General features: G+C 67.0%; 14 protein-coding genes and 1 tRNA gene. 5 read left to right on the forward strand and 10 right to left on the reverse strand.

Features of this window, described 5'->3' with window-relative positions; translation table 11 throughout:
- Positions 1–84: 84 nt before the first annotated feature.
- A complete protein-coding gene (gene queF, locus KAY22_RS15430) occupies positions 85–531 on the forward strand; it encodes a preQ(1) synthase (protein ID WP_296624307.1) in 447 nt (148 codons plus the stop codon).
- Between the two features lie 44 nt (positions 532–575).
- On the opposite strand, the gene KAY22_RS15435 is transcribed toward queF, so the two are convergent.
- Both KAY22_RS15435 and KAY22_RS15440 read right to left on the reverse strand, forming a co-directional pair.
- Positions 576–2,090, reverse strand: a complete 1,515-nt coding sequence (locus KAY22_RS15435; protein ID WP_296624308.1) for a peptidase S10 — start codon at positions 2,088–2,090, stop codon at positions 576–578.
- 97 nt (positions 2,091–2,187) lie between these two features.
- Positions 2,188–3,138, reverse strand: coding sequence for a 2-oxoglutarate and iron-dependent oxygenase domain-containing protein (locus KAY22_RS15440; RefSeq protein WP_296624309.1), 951 nt, complete (start codon positions 3,136–3,138; stop codon positions 2,188–2,190).
- 136 nt (positions 3,139–3,274) lie between these two features.
- Here KAY22_RS15440 and KAY22_RS15445 point away from each other — a divergent pair, with 136 nt between their 5' ends.
- Both KAY22_RS15445 and KAY22_RS15450 read left to right on the forward strand, forming a co-directional pair.
- Positions 3,275–4,747 carry an ATP-binding protein gene (locus KAY22_RS15445; protein WP_296624310.1) on the forward strand — a complete coding sequence of 491 codons (1,473 nt, stop codon included), beginning with the start codon at positions 3,275–3,277 and terminating at the stop codon, positions 4,745–4,747.
- Positions 4,748–4,831: 84 nt separating this feature from the next.
- Positions 4,832–6,790 (forward strand): S9 family peptidase, encoded by a 1,959-nt coding sequence (locus KAY22_RS15450; protein WP_296624311.1) that lies wholly within the window; start codon positions 4,832–4,834, stop codon positions 6,788–6,790.
- A 1-nt stretch (position 6,791) separates the two neighbouring features.
- Here the strand turns inward: KAY22_RS15450 and KAY22_RS15455 are convergent, their stop codons facing one another.
- From KAY22_RS15455 to KAY22_RS15470, 4 genes are all read right to left on the reverse strand, one after another.
- Positions 6,792–7,421 (reverse strand): glutathione S-transferase, encoded by a 630-nt coding sequence (locus tag KAY22_RS15455; RefSeq protein ID WP_296624312.1) that lies wholly within the window; start codon positions 7,419–7,421, stop codon positions 6,792–6,794.
- Positions 7,396–8,373: a rhodanese-related sulfurtransferase gene (locus KAY22_RS15460; RefSeq protein WP_296624313.1), complete on the reverse strand. Its 978-nt coding sequence runs from the start codon at positions 8,371–8,373 to the stop codon at positions 7,396–7,398. The genes KAY22_RS15455 and KAY22_RS15460 overlap by 26 nt, the downstream gene beginning before the upstream one ends.
- 67 nt (positions 8,374–8,440) lie before the next feature.
- Positions 8,441–8,689: a hypothetical protein gene (locus tag KAY22_RS15465; protein ID WP_296624314.1), complete on the reverse strand. Its 249-nt coding sequence runs from the start codon at positions 8,687–8,689 to the stop codon at positions 8,441–8,443.
- 67 nt (positions 8,690–8,756) lie between these two features.
- The gene (locus KAY22_RS15470) at positions 8,757–11,156 is read right to left on the reverse strand and encodes a DNA translocase FtsK 4TM domain-containing protein (protein WP_296624315.1); all 2,400 of its coding nucleotides are present in this window, start codon (positions 11,154–11,156) and stop codon (positions 8,757–8,759) included.
- Positions 11,157–11,329: 173 nt separating this feature from the next.
- On the opposite strand from KAY22_RS15470, the gene KAY22_RS15475 reads away from it, so the two are divergent.
- The gene (locus tag KAY22_RS15475) at positions 11,330–12,550 is read left to right on the forward strand and encodes an FAD-dependent monooxygenase (RefSeq protein ID WP_296624316.1); all 1,221 of its coding nucleotides are present in this window, start codon (positions 11,330–11,332) and stop codon (positions 12,548–12,550) included.
- 22 nt (positions 12,551–12,572) lie between these two features.
- Here the strand turns inward: KAY22_RS15475 and KAY22_RS15480 are convergent, their stop codons facing one another.
- From KAY22_RS15480 to KAY22_RS15490, 3 genes are read right to left on the reverse strand one after another with little or no spacing between them, the layout of a single operon-like run.
- A complete protein-coding gene (locus tag KAY22_RS15480; protein WP_296624317.1) occupies positions 12,573–12,740 on the reverse strand; it encodes a Trm112 family protein in 168 nt (55 codons plus the stop codon).
- A complete protein-coding gene (locus tag KAY22_RS15485) occupies positions 12,737–13,351 on the reverse strand; it encodes an LON peptidase substrate-binding domain-containing protein (RefSeq protein ID WP_296624318.1) in 615 nt (204 codons plus the stop codon). The genes KAY22_RS15480 and KAY22_RS15485 overlap by 4 nt, the downstream gene beginning before the upstream one ends.
- Before the next feature lie 11 nt (positions 13,352–13,362).
- Entirely contained in the window at positions 13,363–14,259 is an 897-nt protein-coding gene (locus KAY22_RS15490; RefSeq protein ID WP_296624320.1) for a tetratricopeptide repeat protein, read from the reverse strand.
- Between the two features lie 176 nt (positions 14,260–14,435).
- Between KAY22_RS15490 and KAY22_RS15495 the strand changes: the two genes are divergently transcribed.
- Positions 14,436–14,510, forward strand: a tRNA-Gly gene (locus tag KAY22_RS15495).
- Between the two features lie 83 nt (positions 14,511–14,593).
- Here the strand turns inward: KAY22_RS15495 and KAY22_RS15500 are convergent.
- Positions 14,594–15,352, reverse strand: a 759-nt coding sequence (locus tag KAY22_RS15500; RefSeq protein WP_296624319.1) for a cytochrome P450, incomplete at its 5' end; no start/stop codon positions are given.

Genomic DNA, 15,352 nt, shown 5'->3' on the forward strand with positions numbered 1-15,352 from the left:
GCAAGTATATTTGTTCCTGATGCCCATATTTGCAATTTTCATACAGATATGGCGATCCCGCCAGCGCTTCGCTAAGGGCGCCGCATGTCCAAACCGCTCCATCTCGGCCAGACCAGCACGCTTCCGGCCACGCCCGAGGAAGCGATCCTCGATTATGTGCCCAACCCGCGCAAGGGTCTCTATATGGTGCGCTTCGCCGCGCCCGAGTTCACATCGCTCTGCCCGGTAACCGGCCAGCCCGATTTCGCGCATCTCGTGATCGACTATGCTCCGGCCGAGACGATCGTCGAATCCAAGTCGCTCAAGCTGTTCCTCGGGTCCTTCCGCAACCATGCGGGCTTCCACGAGGACTGCACCGTCGGCATCGGCCAGCGGCTGTTCGACGAGATGAAGCCCCACTGGCTGCGGATCGGCGGCTACTGGTATCCGCGCGGCGGCATACCGATCGACGTCTTCTGGCAGTCGGGCCCGGCGCCCGAAGGTCTGTGGGTGCCCGACCAGGGCGTTCCCGGCTATCGCGGCCGGGGCTGACCCCTCCCCGCCGGGAGGGGCCTGCTCCCGCTATTTGACGGGCATCAACGCGCGCGGATGAACGCCTTCACGTCGGCGCTCAGTTTGCGCAGGTCTTCCTGCCGGACATACATCATGTGGCCGGCATCATAATAATGGAACTGGATCCGAGCCGGGTCGAAGCCCGGCCGGTTCAGCGAATATTCGGCGCCGAAGAAGGGCGTCGCGAAGTCATAATAGCCCTGACCGACGAACACGCGCAGCCCGCTATTCTCGCGCAGGGCCCGGCCGAGATAGGGCGCGACGTTGACATAGACCTCACCGTCGCGACCACCCTGCCCCTCGAGCTTCCAGTCCCACCCGCGCACCCCGCCGATCGTCACATATTGGCGGTCGGTCGCATATTTCAGGTCGCCGCGCAGATAGCTGTTCACGGCCGATGTGTAGGAGGCGTCGATCCCATAGAAACTCGGGTCGTTGTCCCCCTCCTCGCCCGCGCGGTCATAGTCGATGCCCGTGTAGCGGGAATCGAGCCGACCCACGGTCAGACCGCGATCGCGCAGAAGCTCCTTGTAGAAGCGGCCCGGCGTCACGCGCAGATTGGCGTTGTCGAGAAACTGCTCGGACAGGCCGGTGAGCCGCGACAGTTCGGCGCGGACCGAAGCGCGCTCCTCTGCGCCCAGCTGGTTGCCCTTGAGCAGCGCCGCCGCATAAGGCCCGATCGCGAAGGCCCGCGCCTGCGCTGCCGCCTCGGCGACGGTCGCGGTCGGGTTGGGCAGCTTGCGATGATACCAGGCCGTCGTCGTCATCGACGGCAGGTTGAGAATATAGGGCATTTCATTGCCCTGCACCTCGGCCGGCGCCGCGAAGTCTAGGATGGTCGAGATCAGGATGATCCCATTGACCGCGACGTCGTTGTAGCTGCCCTCCAGCTCGTTGATCAGCGCGACCGAGCGGGTGGTGCCATAGCTTTCGCCGCCGATATATTTGGGCGACGCCCAGCGGCCATTCTCACTGAGCCATTTGCGGATGAACTCGGAGATCGACCTGGCGTCGGACGACACGCCCCAATAATCCTTGGGGTCCTTGCCGCCGAGCGTGTGCGAGAAACCGGTACCGACCGGATCGATGAACACCATGTCGGTGACGTCGAGCAGGCTCTCGGGGTTGTCGACCAGCGGATAGGGCGGCGCGCCGTCGTCCTTCGCATCGGGCAGCACGACGCGCTTCGGGCCGAAGGCGCCCATGTGCAGCCAGAGCGAGCCCGAACCGGGGCCGCCATTATAGAGGAACGTGACCGGCCGGGTTTTCGGATCGCCGCCGTCGCGGACATAGGCGGTCGAGAAGATCGCTGCCGCCGGCTTGCCATCCTTGTCGTTCAGGTAGGTTTCGCCCGTGGTCGCCGTGTAGGCGATCGACTGGCCGCCGAAGACGCCCTTATGCTTGGTAACCGAGACAGTAGGCGGCGGCACCGGTGCGGGCGCGGCAGCCGCCTCTTCGTCCTTCTTCCTGTCGGCAGCGTGCGCCGCGAACGGCGCGAGCGCGATGGCAAGAGCAGTGAGGCTGGTGGTCAGGCGCATTTCCGGAATCCCCTTTTAGGAGAACAGGCTAACCCAGCTTCCGCCGCGAGGGAAAGCGTGAATTCTCACGCGCCCATTGCGAGACTGCTCCGCGCGATCAGATCAGCTTAATCTCGCGCAGCCGCTCGAGCAGATAATCATTGGCGGTAATCGGCTCGGGGAAACGATTGGGCCGATCGGCTGTGATCGTCTGCGGCAGCGTCTCGATCAGATAGTCGGGCCGGAAATGCAGGAAGAAGGGCATCGAATAGCGCGCGAAGCCGCGCCGCTCGGGCGGCGGGTTCATCACGCGGTGGCTGGTCGACGGCAGGCGGCCATTGGTCAGCCGCTGGAGCATGTCGCCGATGTTCACCACCAGTTCGCCCGGCGCGATGTCGACCGCCAGCCAGCGGCCGTCGCGATCCAGCAGTTGCAGCCCGCCCTCCTCGGCGCCGAGCAACAGCGTGATCGTGTTGATATCCTCATGCGCGCCGGCCCGGATCCCCGGCGCATCGGGACCGATCGGCGGGTAATGCAGCAGCCGCAGGATCGAATTGCCGTCGCGCACTGCATCGACGAAGAAATCCGCCGGCAGGTCGAGGTAGAGCGCAATCGCCGACAATATGCGGGCGCCGGTCTGCTCGAAGGCGGCAAACAGGTCGAGATAGGTCTGGCGGAAGTTGGCGACCTCCTGCGGCCAGAGATTGGCCGGCATCTGGTCGGCATAGACATGCCCGGCGGGCAGCTCCCGGCCGACATGCCAGAACTCCTTGAGGTCGGCTTCGGTCGCGTCCTTGGCGGTCTCGACCCGGAAGGGCGTGTAGCCGCGCTGACCGCCGCCGCCCGCGACATGATAGCCGCGCTTCACATCCTCCGGCAGCGCGAAGAACGCCTTGGCTGCCGCTTCCGCGCGCGCGATCAGGTCGGCCGGGATGCCGTGATCGGCCACCACGGCGAAACCGAAGCGCTCGAACGAGCGCCCGATCGCCTGCGCGAAGCCATGGGCGTCTTGGTCTGCGATCGCCAGCGAGGTGCTGGGGACGCGGGTCAGGTCTGCAATGTCGGTCATCGCGCCGATATAGCGGCCGGGGCCGGGATCGTCATCCCCGCCGACGACGCGCGACCCGACGGCAAAGGCGAGTCATCCACAGCTTTCTGCCGCAGGCGGCTTGAACAAGGGGCCTTCGATCCGCCAGACACCCCACGTGACCGCACGAATCGACATCGGCACCAGCGGCCCGGGCCAGTCGGTCCATTTCGACGTGGAGGAGCTGCTCGCCACCCGCCTGCTCGTGCAGGGCAATTCGGGTTCGGGAAAGTCGCATCTGCTGCGCCGGCTGCTCGAGGAATCGGCCAATGTCGTCCAGCAGGTCGTGGTCGACCCGGAAGGCGATTTCGTCACCCTCGCCGATCGCTTCGGCCATGTCGTCATCCAGGCCTTCGACCATAGCGAGGCCGAGATCGTCCGCCTCGCCAACCGCATCCGCGAACATCGCGTCTCGGTGGTGCTGGCGCTCGACGAACTCGAGATCGAACAGCAGATGCGCTGTGCGGCGACCTTCCTGTCGGCCCTGTTCGATGCCCCGCGCGATTTCTGGTATCCCGCGCTGGTCGTCGTCGACGAGGCGCAGCTGTTCGCTCCCGCCGTTGCCGGCGAAGTGTCGGACGAGGCGCGCCGCGCATCGCTCGGTGCGATGACCAATTTGATGTGCCGCGGTCGCAAGCGCGGCCTGGCGGGCGTGATCGCCACCCAGCGGCTGGCCAAGCTCGCCAAGAATGTCGCGGCCGAAGCCTCGAACTTCATGATGGGGCGCACCTTCCTCGACATCGACATGGCGCGCGCGGCCGATCTGCTTGGCATGGATCGCCGCCAGGCCGAGACAATCCGCGACCTACCGCGCGGCCAGTTCCTCGCGCTCGGCCCGGCGGTGTCTCGCCGCCCTATCGCGGTGACCGTCGGCGCGGTGCAGACATCCGCGCGCAGTGGCAGCCCCAAGCTGGTCCCCCTGCCCTCCGCCCCGCCCGAGGATCTGCAGGGCCTGCTGTTCGCACCGGGCGACGACCTGCCCGTCGTGCCACCGCCGCCGCGCGCACCTGTGCCGACCAGCGACGACCTGCTCCGCGCGATAAGCCGTTCGGGCCCGGTGCTGACGCCATCGGCCGCGCCGGGTGGCCCCGCTATGCCCGACGAGGAGCGCGAGGCCGTGATCGACGCCGTGCTGCGCGAAATGGTCGAGGATCCCGAGGCGACCTATCGCCAGCCCGCCGTGCTGTTCCAGGACTTCGCGGTGCGCTGCCGGATGCAGCGCCTGACGAGCCCCGGGCTCGATCTCGCTGGCTTCCGCCGTCGTCTCGCCATGGCGCGCGCCGGCCTTTATGGCGAACTCGACGAAGGCTGGCTCGACGCGATGGCGATCGGCGCCTCGCTGCCCGACGACATGCTCGCCCCCTTCCTGCTGGTCGCCCGCGCCGCGCGCGACGGGCAGGAAGCGCCGTCCGACACCGTGATGGCGCAGGTCTATGGCACCCATTCGCTCGGCCGCGTCCGCCGGCTGATCGCCTATATGGAGGAGCAGGGCATCTTCGTCCTGCGCACCGACCTGTCGGGCAAGCGCTCGATCAACATCCCCCGCCTCGGCTGGACCACCGCCGCCTCGCTGCCCGAAGCCGCCGAATAGCCGGCCGATTGCTCCGAATCGGAGCAATATGGGCTGGCCGCCGCCAGCCGCGCAGCTATCGATAGGGCTCCTAAGGGGGCAGCAATGATCGTCTTCTCGTGGTTCGCGCGGCTTATGGCCATATGTCTGATGCTGGCTTGTATTCCGGCCGCCGCCGCCCCTCCGATCGACGTCTATGGCAAGCTGCCGACGCTGGAGATGACCGCCATGTCGCCCTCGGGCGAGCGGATCGCAGTGATCGGCATGTTCCAGGGCAAGCGCCAGTTGCTGGTGACCGACGCGAACCGAAAGCTGCTCTCATCGGTCGAGGTCGGCGACTACAAGCTGCGCGCGATCCACTGGGCGGGCGACGAAATCCTGCTGATCCACACCACCAGCACCTATGCTCTCGGCTTCGGCTTCACGACCGACAAGACCGAACTCAGCAACATGGTCGTCGTCAACCTGGGCAAGGGCGCACCCTGGACGATCTTCCAGAAAGAGGACCGCATCACCGGCGGTGTGCGCGGCTATTATGGAGCCATCGAGCGGGACGGGCGCTGGTACGGCTATTTCGGCGGAATCACGCTGGAGCGGTCTGGCTATGATTTCATGCTCAAGAGCACCAAGGCCGAACTGTACGAGGTCGACCTGCAGACGCAAAAGGCGCGCCTCGTATCGAACCGAGCGCCATCGGATTCGACGTCGCGCGACTGGGTCGTCGCCGCTGACGGCAGCCTCGCTGCCTTTCTCGACTATGAAGAAGACCGGGGCGACTGGACGCTCTACAATGGACAGCGTCAGAAGATCGCAAGCGGCCGCTCCCCGCTGGGCGACGTCTCGCTGCTCAGCCTGGGGCGCTCCGCAGGCACCGTGACTTATGTCGACGAGGACTCAGAGGGGCGGCGCAAGGTTTTCGAAGTGCCGCTGACCGGTGGAACGCCCGTCGAACTGCTGCCTGACGAATATGCTGAACGGCTGATTACCCACGACCGAAGCCGGCTGACCGTTGGCTACACCCGTGACGCGGATATCCAGGAAGATCATTTTTTCGACGAGCGGCATGAAAAGCGCATGGCCGCAGCCCGCCGGGCCTTTCCCGGCGCTACGGTGCGCCTGATCGACGCCAATACCAGCTTCGACAAAATGATCGTTCGTACCGACGGGCCGGGCGACCCTCAGAGCTACTGGGTCGTCGACATCAAGACAGGGCGCGCCGAACCGCTGGGCAGCAGCTATGCGATCAATATAGGCGACGTGGGACCGATGCGGTTGATCCGCTACAAGGCGGGCGATGGCCTCGAGATCGGGGCGGTCCTGACCCTGCCGTCAGGGCGGAGCGAGCGCAATCTGCCGCTTATCGTCCTGCCCCATGGTGGCCCTGCCGCACGCGACTACCCCGTGTTCGACTGGTGGGCGCAGGCCTATGCATCGCGAGGCTATGCCGTATTGCAGCCCAACTTCCGGGGGTCTGAAGGACTGGGCCCTGCCTTCCGGCTTGCCGGCCGCGGCGAATGGGGCCGCAAGATACAGACCGACATTTCGGACGGGGTCGCCGATCTCGCGCGGCAGGGCATCATCGATCCGAAGCGCGTGTGCATCGTCGGCGCCAGCTATGGCGGCTATGCGGCGCTGGCGGGTGTCACGCTGCAGCAGGGTCTTTACCGCTGCGCAGTTTCCGTTGCGGGCGTCGCAGACGTAGCCCGCATGCTTTCCACCAATATCCGCGCGAGCGGGCAGAACCGCACCGTCATACGTGCCTTGCGCACCGAGGTCGGCACAGGCCGGGACATGAAGGCGGTTTCCCCCGCCAACTTCGCCGAACGCGCCGATGCGCCCATCCTGCTGATCCACGGCGTCGACGACATCGTCGTGCCCTTCGACCAGAGCCGCCAGATGGCGGCGGCCCTGTCGCGCGCGGGCAAGCCGCACGAGTTCATCAAGCTCGAAGGCGAGGATCACTGGCTGTCGAGGGGCGAGACGCGGCTGGCAATGCTCAAGGCCTCGGTGGCCTTCGTCGAAAAGCACAACCCGCCCGACCCGGCGCCGCCGGCCAAGCCTTGAACTAGGCTGGAAAGAGGATCGGGACGTCGCCGGCCTTCCAGGGCGCCAAGCGAACCATGATCCCGGCGAAGAGATCGCTCCCGATCAGTCCGGCGAGCCAGCGCTGGACCTCCGGCAAAGGCTGCGCATCGAACCACACCCGATCGACCTCGGCGAACTGTCGCACGAAGGCAAAGAGGGCGATATCGGCAAGACCACGCCGATCGCCGCACAGCCAGGGCTGGTCGACCAGACGCCGCTCCAGTCGACCGAGCAGCCTCAGCCCCTCGGCCCGGTGCATCGCCGCGTCGCTGCCATGGCGCTCGGGATATTTGTAGCGGTCCAGATGATGCTTGAACTCCCCGTCATTGGCCGCGGTCAGTGCCGGATCGTCGCGGTCGACCCAGGCTTCGGGATCGGCCTGGTCCAAGGCCCAGCGCATGATATCGACGCTTTCGTCGATCACCCTGCCGTCGGGCAGGCACAGCACGGGGACCGTCGCCTTCGGCGATGCCGCCGCCAGTTCGGGCGGCTTCGCGGACAGCTTCACCTCGCGGATCTCGCAGCGCTGCCCTGATGCGAATAGCGCCATCCGCGCCCGCATCGCATAGGGGCAGCGGCGGAAACTATAGAGGATCGGCAGCGCGGTCATCGGCCACGGGCAGCACGGCACCGACATGGGCGACGCCGCGCTGGGCGGCGAGGCGCTCCTGCCGGTTGCGCTCGGCATAGCGGCGGCGCTGGTCCTCGTCGCGCTCGTCATGGCAGGCGGGGCAGGACGCACCCTCGACATAGAGCGGCGACTGCCGGTCATCGGGGCTGACCGGCCGGCGGCAGGCGAAGCACAGGCTGTGGCTGCCGGGTGCGAGACCATGGCCGACCGCAACCCGCTGGTCGAAGACGAAGCATTCGCCCTCCCACAGGCTGTCGGCGGGGTCGACCGTCTCCAGATATTTCAGGATGCCACCCTTGAGGTGATAGACATCCTCGATCCCCTCGGCCTTCACGAAGGCCGTCGCCTTTTCGCAGCGTATGCCGCCGGTGCAGAACATGGCGACGCGCGGTGCCGCCTTGCCTTCCCCCGCCAGCCGCTCGCGCTCGGCCCGGAACCAGGCGGGGAAGTCACGGAAGCTGGGCGTCTTGGGGTCGATCGCGCCGGCAAAGCTGCCGATCGCGACCTCGTAGTCGTTGCGCGTGTCGATGACGACCACCTCGGGATCGGCGATCAGCGCGTTCCAGTCCTCCGGCTCGACATAATGGCCGACCCCTTCGAGCGGATCGATGTTGGGCTGCCCCATCGTCACGATCTCGCGCTTCGGCCGAACTTTCATCCGGTGGAAAGGCATCGCCGCCGCGCGCGAATATTTGACCTCGATATCGGCACAGCCGGGGATCGAACGGATATGGTCGACGATCGCGGCGATCGCGGTGTCGGTCCCGGCGATGGTCCCGTTCAGACCCTCGCGCGCGACGAGCAGCGTGCCCCTGATCCCCAACTCCCCGCAGCGCGCAGCCAGCGGTACGCGCACCGCTTCGGGATCGTCGAAGCGCGCGAAGCGGTATAGCGCCGCGACGCAGATGGGCAGAGCCGCCGGGTCGGTCATGGCGCGTGCCTATGGCAAGAGATGGCCACCAGGCAAAGCGGGATTGTGCAAAAGCCCGATGGCTGGTTCAGCCTTCGGGCTGGGCGGGCTGGGGCGAAAGGGCTGGTGTCGGCGCCTCATCGGCCTGCAACGGACGACGTTCGCCCAGCCGGACGGAACGGGGGGCGGCCCCGGCATCGTCCTTCGTCGCGAGCGTGGCCTCCTGCTGCGCCCGTTCGGCGACGACCGCATCGACATCGAAATCGATCGGCAGGCCCTGCGCAGACAGGGCGGACGGAAGCACGGTCAGGCCGAGCAGGAGCGGGAGCAGCTTCATGCTCCCTTCATCGCACCGATTCGCATGGCCTGCGGTGATCGGCATCACAGGCGATGCGCGGTGCGGCTCAGTTCAGGAACCGCCCCAGGTCGGCGACGTCGACCAGCACCTCACGCCGCCCGACATGATCGGGCTGCGACACGATCCCGTCCTTTTCCAGTCGCTCGATCAGCCGCGCCGCCGAATTATAGCCCACCCGCAGCTGCCGCTGGAGCCAGCTGGTCGACGCCTTGCGGTTCTCGACCACCAGCTGGATCGACCGGCGATAGGCCTGCGTTTCGGGATCGTCGGGACCGGTGGGGCCGCCCTCCATCGCGAAGCCGCCATCTTCGGGCTCCTCGGTGACCGCCTGGATATAGTCTGGGGTACCCTGCGAGCGCCAATGGTCGGCGACCGCGCGCACCTCGTCGTCGGACACGAACGGGCCGTGGACGCGGACGATCTGCTTGCCGCCCGGCATGTACAGCATGTCGCCCTTGCCGAGCAGTTGCTCGGCGCCCTGCTCGCCCAAGATGGTGCGGCTGTCGATCTTGCTGGTGACCTGGAAGCTGATCCGGGTCGGCAGATTGGCCTTGATCACGCCGGTGATGACGTCGACCGACGGCCGCTGCGTCGCCATGATCAGGTGAATGCCGGCCGCGCGCGCCTTCTGTGCCAGCCGCTGGATCAGGAACTCGACCTCCTTGCCCGCCGTCATCATCAGGTCGGCGAGTTCGTCGACGATGACCACGATCTGCGGCAGCGGATCGAATTCGAGCTTCTCTTCCTCGTAGATCGGCTGGCCGGTCTCGGCGTCATAGCCGGTCTGGATGCGACGGCCGAGCGGCTGACCCTTGGCCTTGGCCGCGCGGACCCGCTCGTTGAAGCTCGCGAGGCCGCGCACCCCGACCGAGGACATCATCCGGTAGCGGTCCTCCATCTGCTCGACCGCCCATTTGAGCGCGCGCACCGCCTTTTGCGGTTCGGTCACCACCGGCGACAGGAGGTGGGGAATGTCGTCGTAGATGCTCAGTTCGAGCATCTTCGGATCGATCATGATCATCCGGCACTGTTCGGGCGTCAGCCGGTAGAGCAGCGAGAGGATCATCGAGTTGATGCCGACCGATTTGCCCGAGCCGGTGGTGCCCGCGACCAGCAGATGCGGCATCGGCGCGAGATCGGCGATCACCGGATCGCCGCCGATATTCTTGCCCAGCACCAGCGCAAGGCCGGTGGCAGCTTCCTCAAAGGCGTCGCTGGCGATCAGTTCGGACAGCGAGACGGTCTCGCGCTTCGCATTGGGCAGTTCGATACCGATCACCGTCCGGCCCGGAATGACCGCGATACGCGCCGACAGCGCGGACATGTTGCGCGCGATGTCGTCGGCCAGCGCGATCACGCGGCTGGCTTTGATGCCGGCAGCCGGCTCCAGCTCGTACATGGTGACGACCGGGCCGGGGCGGATCTCGACGATCCGGCCCTTAACGTTGAAGTCGTCGAGCACGGTTTCCAGCAGGCGGGCGTTGCGCTCCAGTGCGGCCTTGTCGATCGTCTTGTTGGTAGCGGGCGGCGGCGGCGAAAGCAGCGAGAGGCTGGGCAGCTTGTAGGTATCGCCCAGTGGCAGCGAGCTCTGCCGTTCGCGTGCGACCGCCTTGGCCGACGGTGCGGCCGCCTTCTTGCGATCGGCAATGACCGGCGGCGGGGCAAGCTCGGCATCCTCCTCGATCGGGGCATGGCGCGGAGGACGCACCGGCACCGGATCGCGGTCGATCGTGCTGATGTCGGTCTCGTCGAAGGGCGCATCCTCGTCGTCCACGTCGAACGGCTCGGCGGGGCGGCGCGCATGGGCGCCGCGCCGCAGCAGCCAGTCGCGCTCGTCCGCCTCCAGCCCGAGCCCCCATATCCAGAGCGACAGGCCGAGGATGGCCAGCAGTGCCGCACTCCCCAGCCGGACGCCATTGGCGACCATCGGATCAGCGATCTGATCGAGGCCATAACCGACCAGCGCCGCACCGCCGAGACCGAGGCTGCCGCCATAGCCGGCCGGAAGCCCCGCCACCGAGCCGCCCCGGAAAAGCGCGAGGCCAACCCCCATCAGCGCGATGGCGCACAAGGCGATCGCGATCGACCGGCCCCAGCGTCCGACCGGGTGTGCGCGCCACATCCGCAGCCCCCAGACGAAGCCGAGCGGGAGGACGAGTGCGATAGCAGGGCCGAAGAGGCTCAGGCCCAGATCGGCGATCCAGGCACCGACAGGCCCGAAGACATTTTTGGGCGGCCCGCCGGCGGCGGTGTTCAGCGACGGGTCGGTGACATGATAGCTGGCCAGAACGAAACCGAGCGCGATCGTGCCGGCGATCAGCGCCAGAGCGGCCAGCAGGGCCCCGGCGCGACGCCCCATGCCCGCCAGCGCGTTGCGCCAGCCCGTCGGCTGGGGCGCCGACGGCGTCTCGTCTTCGCCTGCGATCCTGATGCTGCGACTTGCCATGATTCCATCCGCCGGCGGGACGACCGGCGCCCGCATGAATATGCAGAACGGAGAATCCCATAGCGCGGACTCCCGGTCAAGCGAGGCGCGTTTCGCTTCGTCGCGCAGCCCCGTCCCAAGGGGCATGACGGGAGTGGTGGCGCGCGCCACCGCTTGGCCCTATGACGGGGGGCATGGAACGGCAGGACGTCATCATTCTGGGCGGAGGGCTGGTCGGCCTGACGCTCGGCATCGCTCTCTCCAAGCATGGAATCAAGGCGGCGGTCATCGACCCGGCCGACCCGCAAGCCGTGCTCGCGGCGGGCTTCGACGGCCGCGCCTCTGCGGTCGCCAGCGCGCCCTGGCGGATGCTCGATTCGATCGGCGTCGGCGCGTTTCTCGCCGGCAAAGGCTGTGCGATCGATGCGATCAGCGTGCAGGACGGGCTCAGCCCCGAGGCGCTGATGTTCGAGCCGCCCGCCGACGACGGCGCGCTCGGCCATATGTTCGAGAATCGCGACCTGCGCATCGCGCTCGATACCGCCGCGCGGGCGGCGGACGGGCTGACGCTGCTGCGCCCGCTGCGGCCCGTCGACGTCCGCCGCGACCTCGACGGCGTGGCGGTGACGCTGTCGGACGGCCGCATCGTCGAAGGCGCGCTGCTGATCGGCGCCGAGGGGCGCCAGTCGCCGACGCGGGAAGCGGCCGGCATCACCGTGGCGCGCTGGAGCTACGGCCATGTCGCGATGATTACCGGGATCGTCCACGACAAGCCGCACGGCAATGTCGCTTATGAGATCTTCTATCCGTCGGGTCCCTTCGCGATCCTGCCGCTGGTCGACGGGCCTGAAGGCGAGCATCGCTCCGCGATCGTCTGGACGGTCTCGGCCAAGGATGCGCCGGCGATGCTCGGCCTGCCCGACCGCGCCTGGCAGGCCGAAGCCGCGAAGCGCATGGGCGGACTGCTCGGCGATTTCCGCCTCGCCTCCCCCCGCTCCTCCTATCCGCTTGGGTTCCACCACGCCGCCCGCATAACCGACACGCGGCTGGCCCTGGTCGGCGACGCAGCGCACGGCATCCACCCGATCGCGGGTCAGGGCGTCAATCTCGGCTATCGCGACGTGGCCGCGCTGACCGAGGTGCTGGTCGAAGGCATGCGCCTCGGCCTCGACCCCGGCGACGCGCAACTGCTCGCGCGCTACCAGCGCTGGCGCAGCCTCGACAGCTTCATGGTGGCGGCTTCGACCGACGGGCTTACCCGTCTGTTCGGCATAAAGGGCCGCGCGGCCCGCACGGTCCGCCGCATCGGACTCGGCGCCGTCCAGCGGCTCGGACCACTCAAGGGCCGCTTCATGGCCGAAGCGCGCGGCGAGACGGGCAAGCTGCCCAAACTGCTCGAAGGACTGGCGATCTAAACTCCGCCCGAAACGCACCCGTTCAGAGCGGGCGGGCTTCTTCCACGAGCATCACCGGCACCCCCTCGCGGATCGGGAAGGCGAGCCCTGCGGCCTCCGAGATCAGTTCCTGCCGTTCCTCGTCATAGCGCAGCGGGGTGCGCGTCACCGGACAGACGAGGATGGCGAGAAGCTCTGGATCGACGCTCATTGCAGCGTCGCCCCATCATCGTCGCCCCGCCGGAAGAAGGCGAGGATTTGCGCCAGCAGGTCTGCGCGCACCTCCAGCGTCTCTGCTTCCAGCAACGCCTGCTTGGAAGCCACGTCGAACGGTGCCAGTGCGCAGATCGCATTGACCAGCGTCTCGTCATCGAGCCGGCTGACTCCGGTCCAGTCGACCGCGATTCCGCGCACATCGGCAAAGCGGCGCGCCTCGCGCTCGATTTCGGCCCGAACGATGCTCGGCAAGGCATCGGGCGCGGCGATGTCCTCGAACGCCTGCAGATCAGCCTCCACCTGACGGAAGGGCGTCGTCACGTCGAGCTCACGCAGAATGCGGAAGCGCGTCAGCCCGGCGAGGATCAGATTGAAGCGTCCGTCGTCGAGCCGTTCGACCTCGTGGATATGGCCGACGCAGCCGACGTCGAACAAGGGCGGAGGCTCGCCAGGGCCTCGCGGCTGGATCATCGCGATCCGCCGATCGCGGGCGAGCGAGTCCGACACCATCGCCCGATAGCGCGGCTCGAAGATGTGGAGCGGAAGATGGCCGCGCGGAAAGAGCAGCGCCCCCGCCAGCGGGAAGATGGAGAGACGCTCGCCCATGCGCCGGCGGATCAGGTGAACAGAATCGCGGAGAGGCGGCGGCGCTGGTCGCGGACCCACTGGTCCTCCAGCCCGACGACCTCGAACAGCTTGAGCAGACGCTGGCGCGCGGCGCCCTCGTTCCACTCGCGGTCGCGGGCGATGATCTCGAGCAGATTGTCGGCCGCGCCATCGCGGTCGCCGCCCGCCATCAGCCCGCCGGCCAGTTCGAAGCGCGCCTCATGATCGTCAGGATTGGCCGCGACCTGCGCGCGGAGCCCGCCGAGATCGTCGACCGGCTGCGCCTCGCGCGCCAGCGCGATCGCCGCCTGGGCGCGCGCAACGGGCGCTTCCTTCATCTTGTCAGCCGGCAGCGTCGCAAGCGCCGCTTCGGCCTCGTCCAGCTCGCCCGCCTGCACCAGCGCGCGGGCCATGCCGCCCATGACCTCGGCATCCTCGGGCGCCATTTCGGCAAGCTGCCCGAAGATCGAGAGCGCGCGTTCGATATCGCCAGCCTCCAGGACCTCCTCGCCCATCGCGATCAGCGGAGCGATATCCTCATGCATCTTCGCGGCAGCACCCTGGATCGGCAGCTGGCGGAGGATCTGGTCGAGCATCTGCTTGAGCTGGCCTTCGGTCCGCGCGGGCGTCAGATCGGCGACCAGCTGCCCCTGGAACAGGGCATAGACGGTCGGGATCGACTGCACGCGGAACTGCGACGCGATCATCTTCTGCTCGTCGACGTTGATCTTGACCAGCACGACGCCCTTATCGCCATAGTCGGCGGCGACCTTGTCGAGGATCGGGCCCAGCGCCTTGCACGGGCCGCACCATTCGGCCCAGAAATCGAGAATGACGAGCGAGGTCATCGACGGCTCGACGACGTCGCGGCGGAACGCCTCGACCGCTTCCCGATCCGCCGCGCTCATTCCCAGGGTCGCCACCGATGATTCTCCCAATGCCCGAAATCTGGCCCCTTATGTGGGAGGGTGGAGGCCAATGCCAAGGCCCTGCATTTTTTTCGAGAATTGGGCTTGCGGTGTCAAAACACCCGGGCTAATAGCCGCGCCTCGACGGCAGGCATCGCCCGCCGGACAGCGCCAGAGCGGGCGTAGCTCAGGGGTAGAGCACAACCTTGCCAAGGTTGGGGTCGAGGGTTCGAATCCCTTCGCCCGCTCCAGTTTTCCTCAGGAAAACCAGAAATCCACATAGCATCGATTTGCCTAGCTATCGATGTTGCAAGTCGTCCCGTCGACGGCTCGCCTACCTTTTTCTCACCCCAAACCGGAAGGCGATCCGCAGCGTCTTGCGTTGCCGCAACAGCCGGGTCGTCCCCCAATCATCGGGGGACAGCCTGACGATGTCTGTAAGCAGCGGGCGCAAACGCGTGAGCACGATCCGCGTCTCCAGCCGCGCCAGATGAGCGCCCAGACAATGCGTCACCCCCGATCCGAAGCCCAGATGCGCGCCATCGCTGCGCATGGGGTCGAAGCGATCGGGATCTGAAAACCGATCGGGGTCACGATTGGCATCCGCCAGCATCAGATAGACGAGATCGCCTCGCGCGATGCTATGACTGCCGATCTCCATATCCTCGGTCGCAATCCGCCCGATACCACGCACGGGCCCCTCGAACCGCAGGACCTCCTCGATCACAGCCTCGACAGACAATGCTCCTCGGCCAAGCTGCTCGATCACAGCCGGATTATCGATAAGCAACCCGATCGCATTGGCGATGAGATCACGGGTGGTGGCGCTGCCGGCGTAGAGCAGCATGGTGCCCCAATAAGCGACGAGTGCCGGCTCGATTCCCTCTGCAGTCGCGACCTCGCGGATCGCTTCGCTCATGGGCGTTGCGCGCGCTCTAGCAAGTCCCGCCCCGATCCAGCGCGACACGGCCGTCTGTGCAAAGCGGGCATGCTGCCGCTCCGGCTCGTTCGATCCGAAGTCATGGCCGCGCGTGATCGCTTCGAAAAGCGGACGCAACTGGCTATGATCGCCGTCCGGCAGTCCCAGCAGTTC

The organism is Rhizorhabdus sp., assembly GCF_018006725.1.
Taxonomy (GTDB): Bacteria; Pseudomonadota; Alphaproteobacteria; order Sphingomonadales; family Sphingomonadaceae; genus Rhizorhabdus.

What these genes read in the sequence shown, in the direction of transcription:
- queF (WP_296624307.1), top strand. Translation starts at nt 85, where the DNA reads ATGTCCAAACCGCTCCATCTCGGCCAGACCAGCACGCTTCCGGCCACG.
- KAY22_RS15435 (WP_296624308.1), bottom strand. Translation starts at nt 2,090, where the DNA reads ATGCGCCTGACCACCAGCCTCACTGCTCTTGCCATCGCGCTCGCGCCG.
- KAY22_RS15440 (WP_296624309.1), bottom strand. Translation starts at nt 3,138, where the DNA reads ATGACCGACATTGCAGACCTGACCCGCGTCCCCAGCACCTCGCTGGCG.
- KAY22_RS15450 (WP_296624311.1), top strand. Translation starts at nt 4,832, where the DNA reads ATGATCGTCTTCTCGTGGTTCGCGCGGCTTATGGCCATATGTCTGATG.
- KAY22_RS15455 (WP_296624312.1), bottom strand. Translation starts at nt 7,421, where the DNA reads ATGACCGCGCTGCCGATCCTCTATAGTTTCCGCCGCTGCCCCTATGCG.
- KAY22_RS15460 (WP_296624313.1), bottom strand. Translation starts at nt 8,373, where the DNA reads ATGACCGACCCGGCGGCTCTGCCCATCTGCGTCGCGGCGCTATACCGC.
- KAY22_RS15465 (WP_296624314.1), bottom strand. Translation starts at nt 8,689, where the DNA reads ATGAAGCTGCTCCCGCTCCTGCTCGGCCTGACCGTGCTTCCGTCCGCC.
- KAY22_RS15470 (WP_296624315.1), bottom strand. Translation starts at nt 11,156, where the DNA reads ATGGCAAGTCGCAGCATCAGGATCGCAGGCGAAGACGAGACGCCGTCG.
- KAY22_RS15475 (WP_296624316.1), top strand. Translation starts at nt 11,330, where the DNA reads ATGGAACGGCAGGACGTCATCATTCTGGGCGGAGGGCTGGTCGGCCTG.
- KAY22_RS15480 (WP_296624317.1), bottom strand. Translation starts at nt 12,740, where the DNA reads ATGAGCGTCGATCCAGAGCTTCTCGCCATCCTCGTCTGTCCGGTGACG.
- KAY22_RS15485 (WP_296624318.1), bottom strand. Translation starts at nt 13,351, where the DNA reads ATGGGCGAGCGTCTCTCCATCTTCCCGCTGGCGGGGGCGCTGCTCTTT.
- KAY22_RS15490 (WP_296624320.1), bottom strand. Translation starts at nt 14,259, where the DNA reads ATGAGCGCGGCGGATCGGGAAGCGGTCGAGGCGTTCCGCCGCGACGTC.